The sequence below is a fragment of the Streptosporangium sp. OZ121 genome, assembly GCF_051918885.1.
Lineage (GTDB): Bacteria > Actinomycetota > Actinomycetes > Streptosporangiales > Streptosporangiaceae > Streptosporangium.
In genome coordinates this window covers 631,130-647,633 of the sequence record NZ_JBPXMC010000001.1, presented here as the reverse complement: position 1 = coordinate 647,633, position 16,504 = coordinate 631,130, and the positions used below count along the sequence as shown (strand labels likewise).

The 16,504-nt window shown below is 71.2% G+C and carries 17 protein-coding genes; 7 read left to right on the top strand and 10 right to left on the bottom strand.

From position 1 onward, the window contains the following. Positions 1–136: 136 nt before the first annotated feature. The 3 genes from hemG (at position 137) to ACTOQ1_RS03135 (ending at position 3,297) form a co-directional block, all read left to right on the top strand. The gene (hemG, locus tag ACTOQ1_RS03145) at positions 137–1,579 is read left to right on the top strand and encodes a protoporphyrinogen oxidase (RefSeq protein ID WP_440064259.1); all 1,443 of its coding nucleotides are present in this window, start codon (positions 137–139) and stop codon (positions 1,577–1,579) included. Positions 1,580–1,581: 2 nt separating this feature from the next. After that, positions 1,582–2,283 carry a hydrogen peroxide-dependent heme synthase gene (gene hemQ, locus ACTOQ1_RS03140; RefSeq protein ID WP_440064257.1) on the top strand — a complete coding sequence of 234 codons (702 nt, stop codon included), beginning with the start codon at positions 1,582–1,584 and terminating at the stop codon, positions 2,281–2,283. Between the two features lie 444 nt (positions 2,284–2,727). After that, entirely contained in the window at positions 2,728–3,297 is a 570-nt protein-coding gene (locus ACTOQ1_RS03135) for a hypothetical protein (RefSeq protein ID WP_440064256.1), read from the top strand. Here the strand turns inward: ACTOQ1_RS03135 and ACTOQ1_RS03130 are convergent. Both ACTOQ1_RS03130 and msrB read right to left on the bottom strand, forming a co-directional pair. After that, the gene (locus ACTOQ1_RS03130) at positions 3,275–3,412 is read right to left on the bottom strand and encodes a hypothetical protein (RefSeq protein ID WP_440064254.1); all 138 of its coding nucleotides are present in this window, start codon (positions 3,410–3,412) and stop codon (positions 3,275–3,277) included. The genes ACTOQ1_RS03135 and ACTOQ1_RS03130 overlap by 23 nt on opposite strands. Before the next feature lie 171 nt (positions 3,413–3,583). Next, on the bottom strand, positions 3,584–3,985 hold the full coding sequence (gene msrB, locus ACTOQ1_RS03125) for a peptide-methionine (R)-S-oxide reductase MsrB (RefSeq protein ID WP_440064253.1): 402 nt from the start codon (positions 3,983–3,985) through the stop codon (positions 3,584–3,586). Between the two features lie 539 nt (positions 3,986–4,524). Between msrB and ACTOQ1_RS03120 the strand changes: the two genes are divergently transcribed. Together ACTOQ1_RS03120 and ACTOQ1_RS03115 are read left to right on the top strand one after the other, a co-directional pair. After that, positions 4,525–5,031, top strand: coding sequence for an NUDIX hydrolase (locus ACTOQ1_RS03120; protein WP_440064252.1), 507 nt, complete (start codon positions 4,525–4,527; stop codon positions 5,029–5,031). Positions 5,032–5,165: 134 nt separating this feature from the next. Next, the gene (locus ACTOQ1_RS03115; protein ID WP_440064251.1) at positions 5,166–5,618 is read left to right on the top strand and encodes a YbaB/EbfC family nucleoid-associated protein; all 453 of its coding nucleotides are present in this window, start codon (positions 5,166–5,168) and stop codon (positions 5,616–5,618) included. A gap of 93 nt (positions 5,619–5,711) precedes the next feature. Here the strand turns inward: ACTOQ1_RS03115 and ACTOQ1_RS03110 are convergent, their stop codons facing one another. The 4 genes from ACTOQ1_RS03110 to ACTOQ1_RS03095 form a co-directional block, all read right to left on the bottom strand. Next, positions 5,712–6,521, bottom strand: a complete 810-nt coding sequence (locus tag ACTOQ1_RS03110; protein ID WP_440064249.1) for a hypothetical protein — start codon at positions 6,519–6,521, stop codon at positions 5,712–5,714. A 16-nt stretch (positions 6,522–6,537) separates the two neighbouring features. After that, positions 6,538–6,927, bottom strand: coding sequence for a hypothetical protein (locus tag ACTOQ1_RS03105; protein ID WP_440064248.1), 390 nt, complete (start codon positions 6,925–6,927; stop codon positions 6,538–6,540). Positions 6,928–7,157: 230 nt separating this feature from the next. Continuing rightward, complete coding sequence (locus ACTOQ1_RS03100; protein ID WP_440064247.1) at positions 7,158–7,529, bottom strand: hypothetical protein; 372 nt, start codon at positions 7,527–7,529, stop codon at positions 7,158–7,160. A 212-nt stretch (positions 7,530–7,741) separates the two neighbouring features. After that, positions 7,742–8,482, bottom strand: coding sequence for a pyrimidine reductase family protein (locus ACTOQ1_RS03095; RefSeq protein ID WP_440064246.1), 741 nt, complete (start codon positions 8,480–8,482; stop codon positions 7,742–7,744). Positions 8,483–8,628: 146 nt separating this feature from the next. On the opposite strand from ACTOQ1_RS03095, the gene ACTOQ1_RS03090 reads away from it, so the two are divergent. Then, on the top strand, positions 8,629–9,015 hold the full coding sequence (locus ACTOQ1_RS03090; RefSeq protein WP_440064245.1) for a hypothetical protein: 387 nt from the start codon (positions 8,629–8,631) through the stop codon (positions 9,013–9,015). Positions 9,016–9,150: 135 nt separating this feature from the next. Here ACTOQ1_RS03090 and glgX read toward each other — a convergent pair whose 3' ends face one another. From glgX to ACTOQ1_RS03070, 4 genes are all read right to left on the bottom strand, one after another. Then, the gene (gene glgX, locus ACTOQ1_RS03085) at positions 9,151–11,271 is read right to left on the bottom strand and encodes a glycogen debranching protein GlgX (protein ID WP_440064244.1); all 2,121 of its coding nucleotides are present in this window, start codon (positions 11,269–11,271) and stop codon (positions 9,151–9,153) included. 312 nt (positions 11,272–11,583) lie between these two features. Further along, positions 11,584–12,012, bottom strand: a complete 429-nt coding sequence (locus tag ACTOQ1_RS03080) for an OsmC family protein (RefSeq protein ID WP_329083919.1) — start codon at positions 12,010–12,012, stop codon at positions 11,584–11,586. 190 nt (positions 12,013–12,202) lie between these two features. After that, positions 12,203–13,843 carry an isovaleryl-CoA dehydrogenase gene (locus tag ACTOQ1_RS03075; RefSeq protein WP_440064242.1) on the bottom strand — a complete coding sequence of 547 codons (1,641 nt, stop codon included), beginning with the start codon at positions 13,841–13,843 and terminating at the stop codon, positions 12,203–12,205. Between the two features lie 225 nt (positions 13,844–14,068). Further along, on the bottom strand, positions 14,069–15,526 hold the full coding sequence (locus tag ACTOQ1_RS03070; RefSeq protein ID WP_440064241.1) for an ankyrin repeat domain-containing protein: 1,458 nt from the start codon (positions 15,524–15,526) through the stop codon (positions 14,069–14,071). Between the two features lie 143 nt (positions 15,527–15,669). Between ACTOQ1_RS03070 and ACTOQ1_RS03065 the strand changes: the two genes are divergently transcribed. After that, complete coding sequence (locus ACTOQ1_RS03065; RefSeq protein WP_440064239.1) at positions 15,670–16,455, top strand: DUF1707 SHOCT-like domain-containing protein; 786 nt, start codon at positions 15,670–15,672, stop codon at positions 16,453–16,455. Positions 16,456–16,504: the final 49 nt, after the last annotated feature.

Below are 16,504 nucleotides of genomic sequence, written 5' to 3'. Positions count from 1 at the left end.
GACGGCGGGTACGGCGGAGAGGTTCTGCGAGGGGCAGTCACGATGGCGTCACGTTCTGCGCGCCGTCGGGTCACGGGGGCGCCGGGGGCGCCGGGCGGGATGCGCGGGCGGGCGGGGGGACCGATACGGTCGGGTCATGGAAGGCAAGCGGAGGCATGTGGTGGTCGTCGGCGGCGGGATCGCCGGACTGGCCGCCGCGTGGCACCTGCGGCGGCACGGCGAGCACCTCAGGGTGACCGTCCTCGACGGTGCCTCGCGGATCGGCGGCAAGCTCCACGCCACCGAGGTGGCGGGTGTCGCGATGGACGCGGGGGCCGAGGCGATGCTCGCCCGGCGGCCCGAGGGCAAGGAACTGGCCAGGATGGCCGGGCTGGGCGAGGAGCTGAGGCTCCCCGGCACCACCAAGGCGGGCATCCTGACCAGGGGCGTGCTGCGGCCCATGCCCGAGGGGCACGTCATGGGCGTCCCCTCCGATGTCCTCGCGCTGGCCAGGTCGGGCGTCCTGAGCCCGGCGGGCCTGGCCCGGGTGCCGCTGGATCACGTCCTGCCGGCCACGCGCGTCACCAACGACGTGTCGGTGGCGGCGTACATCCGGGCCAGGATGGGCGAGGAGGTGGTCGACCGGCTCGTCGAGCCGCTGCTCGGCGGCGTCTACGCGGGCAGGGCCGAGCGGCTCTCGCTGGACGCGACCATGCCGAGGATCGCCATCGCGGCCAGGTCCGAGCGGTCGCTGCTCACCGCGGCCAGGGAGATCGCCGCCGACGCCCCCAAGGACGCCGGGCCCGTCTTCACCACCCTGAGCCGGGGGATGGGCAGCCTGCCCGAGGCCGTCGCCGCCGCCTCGGGGGCCGAGATCAGGACCGGTGTCACGGTCAGGGAGCTGCGCAGGACCGAGGACGGCTGGCTGCTGGTCACCGGCCCCGTCCCCGCGCCGGAGACCGTCGAGGCCGACGCGGTGATCGTCGCCGTTCCGGCCCCCGCGGCGAGCCGCCTGCTCGCCGGGGAGGTGCCCGGGGCCGCCGCCGAACTGGCCAGGATCGAGTACGCCAGCATGGCCATCGTCACCCTCGCCTATCCGCGCGAGGCGTTCCCCAAACCGCCGACCGGCAGCGGCTACCTGGTCCCGGCCGTCGACGGGCGCCCGATCAAGGCCGCCACGTTCAGCTCGGTCAAGTGGCCGCATCTGGCGGAGAGCGACCCCAACCTGGTCCTGCTGCGCTGCTCGATCGGCAGGATCGGCGAGGAGGCCGTGCTCCAGCGCGAGGACGCGGAGCTGGTCGCGCTGGCGATGGCCGAGATGGTCGAGGTCATGGGCGTGCGCGGGCTGCCCCGCGACTCCCGGGTGACCCGCTGGGGAGGCTCCCTGCCGCAGTACGAGGTGGGCCACCTCGACCGGGTGGCCCGCATCCGGGCCGCCGCGGCCGACCAGCCGGGCCTGGCCCTGTGCGGTGCCGCCTACGACGGCCTCGGCATTCCCGCCTGCGTCGCCACCGCCCGCACCGCGGCGGCCCGGATTCTCGACCACCTGGACCCCACGGGAGAATGGCAGGACAGCACCGATTCGTTGACAAAGGGGTGACGATGACGGACGGGAACCCGCGGCCCAAGGCGCGCGACCTGAACCAGGTGATCCGCTACACGATGTGGTCGGTCTTCAGGATGAAGGAGCACTGCCCGGGACACCGCGAGGGCATGGCCGCCGAGGTCGAGGAGCTCATGGCCCAGATGGGGCGCAAGGACGTGGTCACCCGCGGCCTGTACGACGTGGCGGGCTTCCGCGCCGACGCCGACTTCATGTTCTGGTGGCACGCCCCGACGGCCGAGGACCTGCAGGAGACCTACTCGCGCTTCCGCCGCACCGGCCTGGGGCAGCTGGCCGAGCCGGTCTGGTCGGCGATGGCGCTGCACCGCCCGGCCGAGTTCAACAAGTCACACATCCCGGCCTTCCTGGCCGAGGAGGAGCCACGGGCGTACGTGAGCGTCTACCCGTTCGTGCGCTCCCTGGAGTGGTACCTGCTGGACGACGCCGACCGCCGCCGGATGCTCGCCGAGCACGGCAGGATGGCCCGCGACTACCCCGACGTGCGGGCCAACACCGTCGCCTGCTTCTCGCTGAACGACTACGAGTGGATGCTGGCCTTCGAGGCCGACGAGCTGCACCGCATCGTCGACCTGATGCGCGTCCTGCGCGGCGCCGAGGCCCGGCGGCACACCCGCGAGGAGACCCCCTTCTACACGGGGGTCCGCAAGCCCCCGAGCGAGCTGATCGCGGCACTGCCCTGACGCGCTCCCCGGCCTGAAGGCCGGGGACTCGGCCCGTGCCGCGTCAAGCGGCACCCCTGAGGCTTCCTGCGCGGCCTTCGCGCGTTCCCGCGCCACCACCGGGTCCGGCCCGGCGAGGGCGCGGTTCCCGCGAGCCTCGCGAAACCCGCTTTCCGCGGGCGCCGGGAGCCTCGCGAAAACCGTGAGCCCCGCGGACTCCGGGGGTTCGGCGGGTTCTGGGAGGTTCGGGAGTTCCGCGAGGTGAAGGGCGTGTCTCCTGTGACGACTCGGCGAAAAATAATCCCGTGAAGGTCTCTTTACCGCTCCTTGCTTTGTCATACTCGGGGAAAATCACCTGTCTATGTGAGGCCAAGGGTGAAAAGGGGCGAAGGTCTGGCACGGTCCAGGCGGCGTGCTCGGGGGCGCCGGAGGAAGAAGTCTCGCTCGCGCGTTCTCGAGGTCTCGGTGGCCGTCGTCGCCTTCGCGGTGGGGGCCCTCGCGGTGAGCGGGTGGTTCTCCGGTGGGGCGGCCCCCGCGGGCGGGACGGCTCGGGCGCCGGTTCCCGGCGGCGTGGCCGCCCTGGCGCCTCCCGGGGCCCCGGCGGCCGGCAAGGTGGTCGCCGCCGAGGTGGACGGGAAGGGCGAGGGAAGCGAGGAGGCGGCCGAGAAGCGGGCCAAGGCCGAGAAGAAACGCCAGAAGGACAGGGAGACCGAGGCGTCGGGGCCTTCCAAGCACACCGACAAGAAGGCGGTGGCCTACTTCGAGAGCCGTAAGGTGACCAAGCGGATCAAGGACATCCGCATGGTCGGCGGCTATCTGCGGATATATACAGACCTGCCGGAGACGGCGGACAACTCGAAGCAGGCGATCAAGCTCTGCGAGGCGGGCGTCGACTATCTCGTCGGAGAGCTCGGCATGCCCAGCCCCGTGGTCTTCGTTCAGGCCGAGTTCGGGGAGAACGGCAACCCGGTCCTGGCCAACGTCCTCGGCCCCGACGACGCCGACTGCCGCCTCACCTATCCGAGTCCGCGATAGTCGACGCGGGGGGCCGCCGGGTCACCCGGACCCTGGTCCTGCCGCAGATCGAGCAGCGCTGGGTGACCACCCGGCCGATGGTCTCGATGATCTCCCATCTGTGGCGGAGATGCACGGGAGCTCCTTAGGGTGAGCACGCTACGGATGTGTCCGAGCACTACGCGTCATCTCACTTTGCCCCTCCTGGCGGCGGTTAACCTCCCGGACGGAGCGAGGTGACCGCCGAGCGCGGGAAGGCCCCGCCGGAGGTCGGTCCGGCGGGGCCTTCCACAGGTGAGCCGGTAGCCTACTCGACGGGCTCCAGCCTCAGCGAGATGGAGTTGATGCAGTAGCGGTCGTCGGTGGGCGTCCCGTAGCCCTCGCCGTGGAACACGTGGCCGAGGTGCGAGTCGCAGGTCGCGCACCTGACCTCGACGCGGGTCATGCCCATTGAGCGGTCCTCGATCAGCGTCACGGCCTCGGACTTCGACGGCTCGTAGAAGCTGGGCCAGCCGCAATGGCTGTCGAATTTGGTATCGGACCGGAACAGTTCGGTGCCGCAGGCCCGGCAGCTGTAGACGCCCACTGTCTTGGTGTCGACGTACTCGCCGGTGAAGGGACGCTCGGTCCCCGCCTGACGGAGCACGCGGAACTCCTCGGGAGAGAGCTGGACGCGCCATTCGGCGTCGCTCTTTACCACCTTGTCCATTCCACCAGCCTATGCGGTCGCAGAAGCGGGCGGAGGAGCGAGTCCCGGCGTCGGGCGCCCGGCACGTACGCCCGACTGATATGCCAGGAAAAATCATGATGGGCGAAGCATCCTTTGGTGACCGTTTTGGCGTCTTTAAGGGTGTGGAGGGTGGTTCACCTTCCCGTTGAGGGGTGAAATCATCTGCCGGTCGTCCGCGTACCGCGGATCGGCCACAATGCCGCCGTCCGGGTGGCGCGCCAGCGCCCGGACACCGGTGGGTACGGCAGGTGATCGTGCGGTCCGTCCCGTCGAGTGCCCGGTCCCGCCGCCGTGGCGGCTCCGGGGCGGACCTACCCGCTCCCCGCGCGCCGGTTCCGAGGACATCTCCCGCTTCCGCGTCCGTCGTCTCCGAGGGCTTCGGAGCGCGCGTCTGGGCACCCGTCGCCGCATGCGAGCGATCCAGGTCCCGCGGCGACGGCCCGGATCCCGGCTGGTCTACGGTTGGTCCCGACCGGCGGGCGGACGCCCGCGCCTCCCCTCAACCAGGACGGGCTCCCTTGAGCGACCACGACCATGACCACGACCGTGACCAGGATCCGGCCCCCGTCGACCCGCGCCCGGCCGGCCGTTCCCACATCGGGGTCAGCTGCAGCTTCGTCTGTCACGACGGCGAGGGCCGGATCCTCCTGCACCGGCGCGGTCCCGGGGCGAGGGACAGCCGTGAGGTGTGGGACTCCGGGGCGGGCGAGCTCGGGTTCGGCGAGGACTTCGAGGAATGCGTCAGGCGCGAGGTCGGCGAGGAGTTCGGCGCCACCGCCCTGGACCTGGTCCAGGTGGGGGTGGCCAATGTGAGGCGGACCTCGGGCGGGCTGCCGACGCACTGGGTGTCCGTCCAGTTCGCGGTGCTGGTCGATCCGCGGGAGGTCACGCCGTCGGAGCCGGACCGCATCGGGAACCTGACCTGGTTCGGTGAGGGCGAGCTGCCGACCGGCCTTCACCCCGCGCTGCCGGGCCTCCTCTCCCACGCGGCCCCCCACCTCGGCTGGTCGACCGCGCACGTCTGAACGGTGTCCGGCCGGACCTATCGCCGTACGTCCTCCTGTGACCTGATGAGGGCCACGTGCCCGCGTTGGGGCCGGATGGGGTAATAGAGTGCACATGACACTCTTTGATCTTGAGTCGTTTCCTGGAGGATCGGATGACCACGGCTGACGGCCGCTTCGGGCGGACTGGCAACCCTGAGGTGGACCGGCTGGCGGAGGGATTTGACAAGCTCTCGGCGCAGTACGAGGGGATGCGCGAGGAACTGGCCGATATGCGGGCCCACGGCGAGGCGGCCGACGGGCTGGTGAAGGTGGAGGTCGCTCCCGGCGGGGCCCTGCTGGGCGTCGACATCAATCCCAGAGCCATGAGGCTGGGCTCCGAGGCGCTGGGGGAGGCGATCATGGAGGCCGTCGGGGAGGCCACGAAGGTGGCGTCCGCCCGGATGGACGAGGTGCTGGCGCCCCTGCTCGGCGGCATGACGGGGTTCAGTGAGGCGCTGCAGGGTCGGATGCCCAGCCTGGACCCGGGGGCCGGTGTCTCCGCGGATCCGCGGGTCGCCGAGGCGCTGCGGAGCCTGCGGGAGCTGCGCGACAAGTACGAGGGCTGACGCGGCCCCGCGCCGGATCGGCGCCGGCGTGGTGCGCGACGGGTGGCCCGACGTGGGGGCGGGGCACGCGGTGCCCCGCCCCCACGTTCGCGATCAGGTGTAGGACCAGCCTTCCCCCGGCGACCTGACCGCGCTCCTGCGCGTGATGTCGTCGAAGTCCGTCTTGCCGTCGGTACCGTCGCTGTTGAGGTTGGCCTGCGGCATGGGGAACTGGTTGTCCGCGCTCATCAGGGCGGTCAGATTGCCCATGCTGAAGATGATGGCCGCCGTCGCGCCGACGATCGCGTTGACCGCCGTGCCCATCAGCAACAGCCCGGACGACGCCTGGGTGGCCTGGGCCATCGCCACCACCACGGCGCCCTTCGCGGCGATCGGCGGCACGGCCGAGGCCATCATCTGCTTGCCGATCAGCTCGGCGATCTCCGAGGCGATGATGATGCCCAGGAGGCTGTCGACGATCACCCCGGCGTTGTTGACGATCTTCTGGATGTCCGACTGGGCGTCCTGCACCGCGTTGGCCATCTGCGTCGCGGCCGTCTCCGTCTGCAGGGCCTCCTGGTGGACGACCGCCATGAACCTGTCGAAGGCCTTGCGGTCCTCGCCCTCCGGCCAGGCGGCCTGGACCGCCTTGAGCTCGTTGTCCCACTCCCTGATCCGCATGTGCAGGAGTTTCAGGTTGATCGTGCGCCAGTCGTTGAAGACCTTGGTGATCGCATCGTCGTCCCACGGCTGGGCGAGTAACCAGACGGCCGCCGCGCCCGCCGCGGGTTTGGCCAGCGTCCCGGCCAGCTGAATCTTCGCCAGGCTGGCGGCCCACGAGGGGCCGATCTTGCCCAGGACCTTCATGCCGCCGATGACGGCACCCCCGGCTACGGCACCGATGAAGACCTCTTCGCCCGCCATGGCGCCTCCTTCCTGTTCAGTCGGTGGGCCCCAAGGCCTTGCCCTTTGTCGCACCTTCGAGGGCGGACCTGTCCAGCGCGATCTTGCCCGGGAGGTCCGCCATCTTCTGTGCGTCCTGTACGCGAATGGCGGTCGCCAGCTCGGCCTCCCGGTAGTGGAGCACCACGCTGAGCAGTCCCGCGTGGATGCCGTCGAGGCATTTGACGAAGTCGGCGGCCTGCTTGGCCTGGTACTCGCGGGCCGGTGTGTAGTTGTTGGCCACCGTGGCCGCGCCGATGGCACCCCACTGGTAGGGGTGGAGGTGGGTGCCCTCGGCCAGGGTGCTGACCTGCTCCGCGATGGGGCGGAGGACACTGATCAAGTTCTGCGTCGCGGCCTTGAGTGCCTCGGTGTTGACGTCGACCACTGCGCACCGGCCTCCTGGATGTCACGCGTGCCGCACCCCCGTGGCACGACTCCGGGTTTCCTGTCCATGAACGAGGAGTAAACCAGGAGAATAGCCAACATTGCAGGTGTCTCTCGATCTTTGTGGCAAAGATCAAAAAAGCCCGGCACGGACGAGCGGGGCTCGGCGGTGCCGGGAAGCCTCCCGGGCCCATGCCTACCTGGCGTGAGAGCGGGAGTGGGCGGCCGGGGTCAGCTCCGGCGGCGCCGCGCGACGGTGAACGTCACGTTCACACTGATGATCCCGACCCACATGAGCACCAGGATGAACCCGAGGAGCGATTCGCTCAGGCCGGTGTAGGACACCGCGATCGTTCCCGGCACCCCGAGCCCGAGGGAGATGATCGCCAGGGCCAGCCGCTGCCCGGCGTCCAGGGAGGGGCGGACTCCGGGGCTCTCCCCGCGGGCGCGGGCGGCGAGCCGGTCGTCCACCCGCTTGTCGATCTCCTGGTCCACCTTCTCCAGAAAACCCTCGACGAGGGAGTCTTCGTATTCCGGCCCGAGGTGTCGTCGGGCCTCAAGGGAGGCGCGCAGGTCGTCACCGGAGGAAGAAGCTCGTGGCATATTCGAGATATATCGTTTCTTTGCCGAGATGTCCAGACGAATGCGGTCTGGCCTCGCGGACCTCCGGAACCCGCCGAACCCCGTCGCGAGGTCGCGGGACCCCGGCGTCATGAGTCCCGATGTCCCGCAGCCCCGATGTCAGGGAACTCTGGAGTCACGGGGCTTTGGAGCCGAAAAGTCCCCGGAGCCGAAAAGTCCCCGGAGTCCCGGAGCTAGACGGTCCCCGCCTCCTCGCCGCGTTGCCGGACGTACCGCGTGAAGAGGAACCCCTCGTCCTCCAGGACGTGGGCCAGGCGCAGGCGCGCGAGCGTGGACGGGCCGTCGAGGACCCTGGCGGCGTCCCCGCCGATCAGCACCGGGCTCACCGTGAGGCAGAGCTCGTCGACCAGGTCCGCGGCGGCCAGCTGGGCGTTGACCTTCGGGCCGCCCTCGCACAGCACCCGGGTCAGGCCGCGCTCGGCGAGCTCCCGCATCGCCAGCGCCGGATCCACCCGCTCGTCCCCGGCCACGATCACGTCGGCGTGCCTGGCGGCCTCCTCGCGGCGCTTCCCGGGCGCGGCCTCGCAGGTGATGACGATCGTCCGGGCGTACGGCTCCGCCTCGGCGAACAGCGGGCCCGACAGGTCGAGGTCGAGCCCGCGGGTGATCACCGCCACCGGCGGGACGGCCGGGCGGCCCTCGCGCAGCCCTCGCCACGACGGCCTGGCCCGTGCCGGGCCGTACCCCTCGGCCCGTACGGTCGCCGCCCCGGCCACGATGACGTCGGCCAGCCCGCGCAGCACCCAGAAGACGTGGCGGTCGCCCCGGCCGGAGAGCTCGCCCGACAACCCCTTCAGCCAGGTCCCGCCGTCGGCGCTGGCGACCATGTTGATCCGGAGGCAGGGACCGGCCGGGTAGGCGTAGGCCCGCGCGAGGTCGACCTCGGCAGAGGTCTCGGGATGGATGAGGCGCATCGCCCTACCTTCGCACGAAGGCGGTCCGTGAGCTTTCCCGGCATGGTCGATAACGGTTGCGACGGCTTGTAGTGACTTCGGACGGCTCCCGATACATGATTCATCCTTGGAGACACGGGGAGGGCTGTGTGGGGCTTGTCGCGATCGTGACATGGTTGATCACCGCGATGGTCGGGATCTACCTGCTGTACCTGTGGCTCTCCGGGGGAGGGCTGCGCCAGCAGGCGACCAAGGTCACTCGCTTTCCGACATTGCTGATCTTCGCTCACCCGGTCCTGGCGGTCTCCGCCCTGGCCTGCTGGGTCGTCCACGTGCTCACCCTGGATCCGCTCTTCGCCTGGTTGTCGTTCGGCGTGCTCTCGGCCTCCGCGCTGCTGGGCTTCACGATGTTCACCCGCTGGCTGGGCGGTGGCCGCCACGCCCGCGGCGCCGAGCAGCGCTTCCCCACGGTCGCCGTCCTGCTGCACGGCGCCGTGGGGGTGGTGACGTTCGTGCTCGTCCTGCTCACCGCCGCGGTCGCGTCCGGCGCCTGAGAGGCCTCAAGGGCGCCCAGGGGACCTCCGAGGGCGCCCCAGAGACCTGGAAAGACGCCGAAAGGCCTCAGCCGCCCGAGGGATCTCAGGGCGCGGGAGAAGGATCTCAAGCCGCGCGGGAGACCTCGAAGCGCTCTACAGGCGCGCGCAGCGCAGGATCCGCACCGAGCGCGCGGTCACCTCCACCGAGGCCTCGGCCGGCCACGACTCCTCGGCGAACGGGGCCTCGGCCGGCCCGTCGTCCGCGGTGTCGAGCACGCGCTGCCACCGCTTGCCGTACTTCGCCTCGGGCAGGTTGAAGGACATGTCCTCGTGGTGGGCGTTGATCAGGAGCAGGAAGGAGTCGTCCGTGATCCGCTCGCCGCGCGTGCCCGGTTCGGTGATGGCGTCGCCGTTCAGGAAGACGGTCAGCGACTTGGCGTAGCCGGTGTGCCAGTCGCCGGCCGACATCTCCTCGCCGGCCGGGGTGAGCCAGACGATGTCGCGGGTCCCGTCGTCGGCCTTGTGGCCGTGGAAGAAACGGCGCCGCTGGAAGACGGGGTGCTCGCGCCGCAGCTTGGACAGGCTCCTGACGAAGTCGAGGAGCTCCCCCTCGGTGTTGACCAGCGACCAGTCGATCCAGGAGATCTCGTTGTCCTGGCAGTAGGCGTTGTTGTTGCCGTGCTGGGTCCTGCCGATCTCGTCGCCGGCCAGCAGCATCGGCACGCCCTGGGAGATGAACAGGGTGACCAGGAGGTTGCGGCGCTGGCGCCGGCGCAGGTTCACGATCTCCGGGTCCTCCACCGGGCCCTCGGCTCCGCAGTTCCACGACCGGTTGTCGTCGGTGCCGTCGCGGTTGTTCTCCTTGTTGGCCTCGTTGTGCTTGCGGTCGTAGGAGACCAGGTCGGTCAGGGTGAACCCGTCGTGGCAGGTGACGAAGTTGATGGAGGCCACCGGGCGGCGCCCCGAGATGGCGTACAGGTCGGCGGACCCGGTCAGCCGGGAGGCGAACTCCGGCAGCGCGGACCCGCTCCCGCGCCAGAAGTCGCGCACGCTGTCGCGGTACTTGCCGTTCCACTCCATCCACAGCGGCGGGAAGTTGCCCACCTGGTAGCCGCCGGGCCCCACGTCCCACGGTTCGGCGATCAGCTTCACCTGGGAGATCACCGGGTCCTGCTGGATCAGGTCGAAGAAGGCGCTCAGCCGGTCGACGTCGTGCAGCTCGCGGGCGAGGGCGGAGGCCAGGTCGAACCTGAAGCCGTCCACGTGCATCTCCAGCACCCAGTAGCGCAGCGAGTCCATGATCAGCTGGAGGGCGTGCGGCGAGCGGACGTTGAGGGAGTTGCCGCAGCCGGTGTAGTCGAGGTAGTAGCGCCGGTCGCCGTCGTGCAGGCGGTAGTACGACCGGTTGTCGATGCCGCGGAAGCCCAGCGTGGGCCCCATGTGGTCGCCCTCGGCGGTGTGGTTGTAGACCACGTCGAGGATGACCTCGATCCCCGCCTCGTGCAGCGCCCGCACCATCGCCTTGAACTCCAGCACCTGCTCGCCGCGCCGGCCCGAGCCGGAGTAGGCGGCGTGCGGGGCCAGGTAGGCGATCGTGTTGTAGCCCCAGTAGTTGGTCAGTCCCCGGGCGACCATCGCGTGCTCGGGCACGTACTGGTGCACCGGCATCAGCTCCACCGCGGTGACGCCCAGGCTCAGCAGGTGGTCGACGACCGCCGGGTGGGCCAGCCCCGCGTAGGTGCCGCGCTGCTCCTCGGGCACCGCGGGGTGGCGCATCGTGAGCCCGCGCACGTGCGCCTCGTAGATCACCGTCTGGTGGTACGGCGTCCGGGGCGACCTGTCGTTGCCCCACTCGAAGAACGGGTTGATCACCACGTTCTTCGGCATGAAGGGGGCGGTGTCCTCGTCGTTGCGGTTGCCGGGATCGGTGAACTGGTACGAGAACATCGCCTCGTTCCACTTCAGGTCACCTTCGACGGCCTTGGCGTACGGATCGAGGAGCAGCTTGGAAGGGTTGCACCGGTGCCCCTGGGAGGGGTTGTAGGGGCCGTGGACGCGGTAGCCGTACCGCTGCCCCGGCATGATCCCCGGGACGTAGCCGTGCCAGACGAACCCGTCGACCTCGGTCAGCTCGACGCGCTCCTCGCGGCCGTCGTCTCCGAAAAGGCAGAGTTCGACACGCTCCGCTACCTCGGAGAACAGTGAGAAGTTGGTACCCACGCCATCCCAGGTGGCGCCGAGCGGATAGGACTCTCCCGGCCAGACTGCGCGCATGTGACCCCGTTCTCCTCTGGTCCGGCTCCCTTGTGCAGGCTGTATCTCGCCCCTGTCACTTTAAGGTGGTATCGAGGAGTTTCGTATCCGGGGTTTGGAGTGCTTTCCGTACCTGTCCTTTCCGTGCACGCCGCGCGACCACGCGTGACCGGTGAGGTACGCGTGGCCGCGAAGGCGTCGTGATCGGCCCGCCGCCGACCACCCTCGGTGACCGGTTCGAGGCGACCGTCCACTCCGGGCCGCCCACCCGTGGTGAGCGCCCGGAGGGACGGTCCGGCCGCGGTCAGCCCGATCGCGGAGGCAGGGCCGCGATCAGCTCAGCAGCTCGGCGTTGAGGCTGATCGTCGTGCCCGAGAGGGCCTTGCTCACGGGGCAGTTCGCCTTGGCGGTCTCGGCCGCCTCCTGGAACTGCTCGGCCGTCAGGCCGGGAACCTGGGCGCGGACCGAGATGACGATCCCGGTGATGCCCTCGCCCGGCTGGAAGGTCACGTCCGCCTTCGTCTCCACGGTCTGGGGCGGGGTGCCGGCCTGGGCCAGCCCGTGGGAGAGGGCCATCGAGAAGCACGAGGAGTGGGCGGCCGCGATGAGCTCCTCCGGGGAGGTCTTGCCGTTGGCCTGCTCGGCGCGCGAGGGCCAGGACACGTCGAACGTGCCCACCCCGGAGGAGTCGAGGGAGACGCTGCCCGAACCGTCGAGCAGCGCGCCCTTCCACTGAGTCGTCGCGGTACGTGTCGTCGCCATGGCGATTGTCCTTTCGATCATGAACCGTTGGCCATGACCGACCCTACTCGGCGCCGTGACCCCGCCGTGTCCCGGCCAGGTCCTCCGCCGTGTCCTCCGCCGTGTCCCGGCCAGGTCCTCCGCCGTGTCCCCGTCATGTCCCGGCCGTGTCCCGGAGCGCCCGTTGTGCCGGAACCCGGGGGGCCGGGGTTCAGAACGAGGCGCGCTCGACGAGGACGTCCAGGTCCAGGCCGGTGGGCAGGGTGCCGAAGGCGCGGCCCGCGTCGCCGGACAGGCGGGAGACGCAGAAGGCGTCGGCCACGGCCGCGGGAGCCAGCCGGACGAGCAGGGAGCCCTGCAGCACCAGCGCCATGTCCTCGGCGACGCGCCGGGCCCGGATCTCGAAGTCGGTGGTGTCGTCCAGGGACTTGCGCAGGCGGTCGGTGGCGGCGTCCAGGTGCCGGTCGGCTCCGGCGGCGAGCGCGACTTCGGCGAAGAACGCCTCCTGGGCTTCGGGCTCGCGGCCCAGGGCGCGCAGCACGTCCAGCGCCGCGACGTTCCCCGACCCCTCCCAGATGCCGTTCAGCGGCGATTCGCGGAACAACCGCGGCATCTGCGACTCCTCGACGTAGCCGTTGCCCCCCAGGCACTCCAGCGCCTCCGCCGCGTGGACCGGGGCGCGCTTGCAGACCCAGTACTTGCTCACGGCCAGCGCGGTGCGGCGCAGCGCGGCCTCGGCCTGGTCGCCGGCGATGGCCCGGTCGGTGGCCCCGGCCAGCCGCGTCATCAGGACGGTCGCCGCCTCCGACTCCAGGGCCAGGTCGGCCAGGACGTTGCGCATCAGCGGCTGGTCGGCGAGCTTCCTGCCGAACGCGCCACGGTTCCTGGAATGGTGGACGGCCTGCGTGACGCCGTACCTCATGCCGGCCGCGGAGCCGATCACGCAGTCCAGCCGGGTCATGTTGACCATCTCCAGGATGGTCCGCAGCCCCCGGCCCTCCTCGCCCACCAGCCAGGCCGTCGCGCCGTGGTACTCCACCTCGGCGCTGGCGTTGGACCTGTTGCCCAGCTTGTCCTTCAGCCGCATCAGGTGGACGGCGTTGCGGGTCCCGTCGGGAAGGACGCGGGGGAGCAGGAAGCACGACAGCCCGCCGGGAGCCTGGGCGAGGACCAGGAACACGTCGCACATCGGGGCGGAGTTGAACCACTTGTGGCCGGTCAGGACGTAGCTCCCGTCGCCCTGCGGTTCGGCGCGGGTGGTGCCCGCGCGCACGTCGGATCCGCCCTGCTTCTCGGTCATCGCCATCCCGGCGAGCACGCCGCGCTTGCCGAGCGGCGGGCGCAGCCCGAAGTCGTAGCTGCGGGCGGCGAGCAGGGGTTCCCAGTCCGCGGCGAGCGCCGGGCTGTGGCGCAGCGCGGCGATCGAGGCGTAGGTCATCGAGATCGGGCAGCCGTGCCCGGCCTCGACCTGGCTCCAGACGTAGAACTTGGCGGCGCGGGCCACGTGCGCGCCCGGCCTGGCGCTCGACCACGGGGTGGCGTGCATGCCGTTGTCGACGGCGACGGTCATCAGCTCGTGCCAGGCGGGGTGGAACTCCACCTCGTCGATCCGCCGCCCGTACCGGTCGTGGGTCCGTAGGACGGGCGGGTGCTCGTTCGCCAGCCGCCCCCAGTCCTGGGCCTGCTCGGAACCGGCGAGGAGGCCGAGCCGGCGCAGTTCCCCGGTGGCCCACCCCGCGCCCTCGCGGGCCACGCCCTCCATCAGGGCGGCGTCGGCGGACACGTCGTGCCCGGTGAGCGGATGAGCCTGGTTGAAGACGTCATGGGTCACGTGCGGCCTCCGGTGAATCATCCGGCTCGTCGCCGGCTTCTGTGCCTATCTCAACACCCTTCCGGAGGGGGAGCGCCCTTTATTGGGGGCTATATCCGATTTTCGTCCATAGTTGGACACCGGCCCCCGGAAGTTCACCCCGCCGTACGCGGGACGGGCCCGTCCGCGCCCCGACGACGCCGGGGCAGGGACGGGGCAGGGACGGGGCAGGGACGGAGCCCGAGCGCGGAGCGGCCGGCTCGCGGGTCAGGGGTTCTTGACCAGATCGCGGATGTAGTCGTCGTCCTCGTCGCTCTCGGCGAGCACGCGGTCGGCACCCCGCTGGGCCCGCGCGTCGCCCCGGGTGGCCAGGCCGCGGGTGGCTTCGGCGACCGTGTTCAGGTCCTCGTCGTCGAGCCTGGCGGCCAGCGCGTCGCGGACCCGCTCGCTGTCCTGCGGGGCCTCCGACAGGCCCGCCAGGCCCATGGTGGCCCAGTCGCGTACCTCCGCGTCGGGGTCCTGCGTCATGGAGATGAGCAGCGCGAGCCCCTCGGCGTCGCCCGGGGGCAGGACGGCGGCCAGCGCGGCGGGGTCGGCCTGCGTGCGGGTCCAGCCGTCGGCGTTGATGATCTCCAGCACCTCGGGCAGGGCGCGCGGGTCGGCGTGGTGGCCGAGCGCGCCGAGCACCGAGCGCAGCACCCGCTCGTCGCCCTCGGTGGCCGCCATCCGGCGCAGGATCGGCAGCGCCTCCTCCAGGTAGGGCTTCTCGTCGCCGGTGAACCCGAACTGGGCGAGCACGTCGACGGCGAACTCCCGCTTGCGCGGGTCCTCGTTGGAGCACAGCCGCGCCGCCGCGTCGAAGGTCTCCCCGTCACCGCGCCCGCTCAGCGAGCTCGCCACGGTCCACCAGGTCTCGGCCTCCTCGTCGATGTCCCGGTAGGGCATCGCCCGCTCGACCATCTCGTCGAACGGCAGCCGCTCGCCCGTGGCGTCCTCCAGCAGGGTGGCGACGGCCGCGTGCCCGCGCTGGCAGGTGAGCTCGGCCAGGCGGGTCCCGTCGGGGCCCACCGCCGCGACGGTCACCAGGTCGGTGCCGTCCTTCGCCCTGCTGCGGCCCACGACGAACTGCGAGTCCTCGGGGACCTGCTCGGTGATCTGCTCCAGGAGCGCGCTCTCCAGCTGGGTGCCCAGCCAGTCGTAGGCGATGGACAGCGGCGTGTCGCCGTCGCCGTCGGGCCGGTCGGCCTCGGCGCCCGCCCGCAGCAGCGCCTGCACGACGCCCAGGGCACCGCGCCGGGTGGCCAGGGTGAGCGCGGTGTCGCCGGTCTCGTTGGCGTCCTCGGGGTCCGCCCCGGCGGCGAGCAGCGTCTGGATCGCGTCGGCCCGCCCGTTGGCGGCGGCCCAGAGCAGCGCGGTCCACCCGCCGGCCTCCCGCCCCGACACGTCGGCACCGGCGGCCAGCAGCGCCTCCAGGGCCTCGACACGGTCCAGGGCGGCGGCGGCGGACAGGGGCAGCCCTCCGTCCTCACCGCCGCTGATCCGGTTGGGGTCGGCTCCGTGGGCCAGCAGCGCGCGCACGACGGCCACGCGGCCCTGGTTCGATGCCAGGTAAAGGGCGGTGGGCTCTTCCGCGCCCTCGGGGTCGGCGCTCGTGCCGCCCTGCAGCAGCCGCTCGGCCCGCTCGGCGTCGTTGGCCGCCACCGCGTCCAGGAGTTCTCGGTACATGTCTCCGGATCATATGGCGTGCCTCCCCGGCTCGGCCGTACGCCGGCCTCGCGCCTGGCGACGAGGCGTCATCCGATGTGTTTACCGGGCTTCCTCCTTCTGAGGGATCCTCTATTGGGGCAACTCGCGATATGTTGTGAGTTATGAATGATCCCGGGGATATGCGGGTCTCGGACGCGGAGCGGGAAGCCGCCGTCGAGTGGTTGCGGGTCGCCTCCGTCGAGGGCCGCCTGACCCTCGGGGAGCTGACCGAGCGCACCGAGGCGGCCTACACCGCCCGCACCCAGGCCGAGCTGGCGGTGGTCACCTCCGACCTGCCCGGCGGCCACCCGGTGCCCGCACCCGCCTACCCCCCTGCGGGGCGGAGCGGCCAGGCGCGGCGCTGGTTCGTCGCGGTGATGGGCAGCTCCAAGCGGCGCGGTTCGTGGAAGATCGACAAGCCGCTCGGCGCCGTCGCCGTGATGGGCGACGTCGTGCTGGACCTGCGCCAGGCCGAGGTCCGCACCGGGGGAGTGGTCGACATCATGGCCACCGCGGTCATGGGCGACGTGAAGATCATCGTCCCGGACGGGGTGGACGTCGAGCTCGACGGCATCGCCGTCATGGGGGACAAGAAGGTCCAGGTCATCGAGGCGCCCCCGGGCACGAACGCGCCGCTCGTCAGGGTCAGGGCCTACGTCCTCATGGGAGACGTCAAGGTGGTGGGGGACGCCAAGGCCAAGCCCCTCAAGAAGGCGTGGGCCGCCTGGCGGGAGCAGTGGAACGAGCTGCGCGGCGAGCTCATCGGCGAGCCGGGCCCCTACCAGGTCGGACCGGGCTCCCACCAGACCCACCCCTCCCACCAGGAATGGTCGCGGCACCCGCAGGCGCACCCGTGGCCTCCGGCGCCGCCCCAGCCTCCTCACCCCCCGCGGCCGCCCCGCCACTGAACGCGGCCCCGCTCTCGCCGCCCGCACGGGGACCTCGATCCCCCGGCGG

Bases quoted from the DNA above. Each gene is read 5' to 3' on its own strand.
- ACTOQ1_RS03075 (WP_440064242.1), bottom strand. From the start codon at position 13,843: ATGATTCACCGGAGGCCGCACGTGACCCATGACGTCTTCAACCAGGCT.
- ACTOQ1_RS03065 (WP_440064239.1), top strand. From the start codon at position 15,670: ATGAATGATCCCGGGGATATGCGGGTCTCGGACGCGGAGCGGGAAGCC.
- glgX (WP_440064244.1), bottom strand. From the start codon at position 11,271: ATGCGCGCAGTCTGGCCGGGAGAGTCCTATCCGCTCGGCGCCACCTGG.
- ACTOQ1_RS03100 (WP_440064247.1), bottom strand. From the start codon at position 7,529: ATGCCACGAGCTTCTTCCTCCGGTGACGACCTGCGCGCCTCCCTTGAG.
- msrB (WP_440064253.1), bottom strand. From the start codon at position 3,985: ATGGACAAGGTGGTAAAGAGCGACGCCGAATGGCGCGTCCAGCTCTCT.
- ACTOQ1_RS03080 (WP_329083919.1), bottom strand. From the start codon at position 12,012: ATGGCGACGACACGTACCGCGACGACTCAGTGGAAGGGCGCGCTGCTC.
- ACTOQ1_RS03095 (WP_440064246.1), bottom strand. From the start codon at position 8,482: ATGCGCCTCATCCATCCCGAGACCTCTGCCGAGGTCGACCTCGCGCGG.
- ACTOQ1_RS03115 (WP_440064251.1), top strand. From the start codon at position 5,166: ATGACCACGGCTGACGGCCGCTTCGGGCGGACTGGCAACCCTGAGGTG.
- hemQ (WP_440064257.1), top strand. From the start codon at position 1,582: ATGACGGACGGGAACCCGCGGCCCAAGGCGCGCGACCTGAACCAGGTG.
- ACTOQ1_RS03070 (WP_440064241.1), bottom strand. From the start codon at position 15,526: ATGTACCGAGAACTCCTGGACGCGGTGGCGGCCAACGACGCCGAGCGG.
- hemG (WP_440064259.1), top strand. From the start codon at position 137: ATGGAAGGCAAGCGGAGGCATGTGGTGGTCGTCGGCGGCGGGATCGCC.
- ACTOQ1_RS03110 (WP_440064249.1), bottom strand. From the start codon at position 6,521: ATGGCGGGCGAAGAGGTCTTCATCGGTGCCGTAGCCGGGGGTGCCGTC.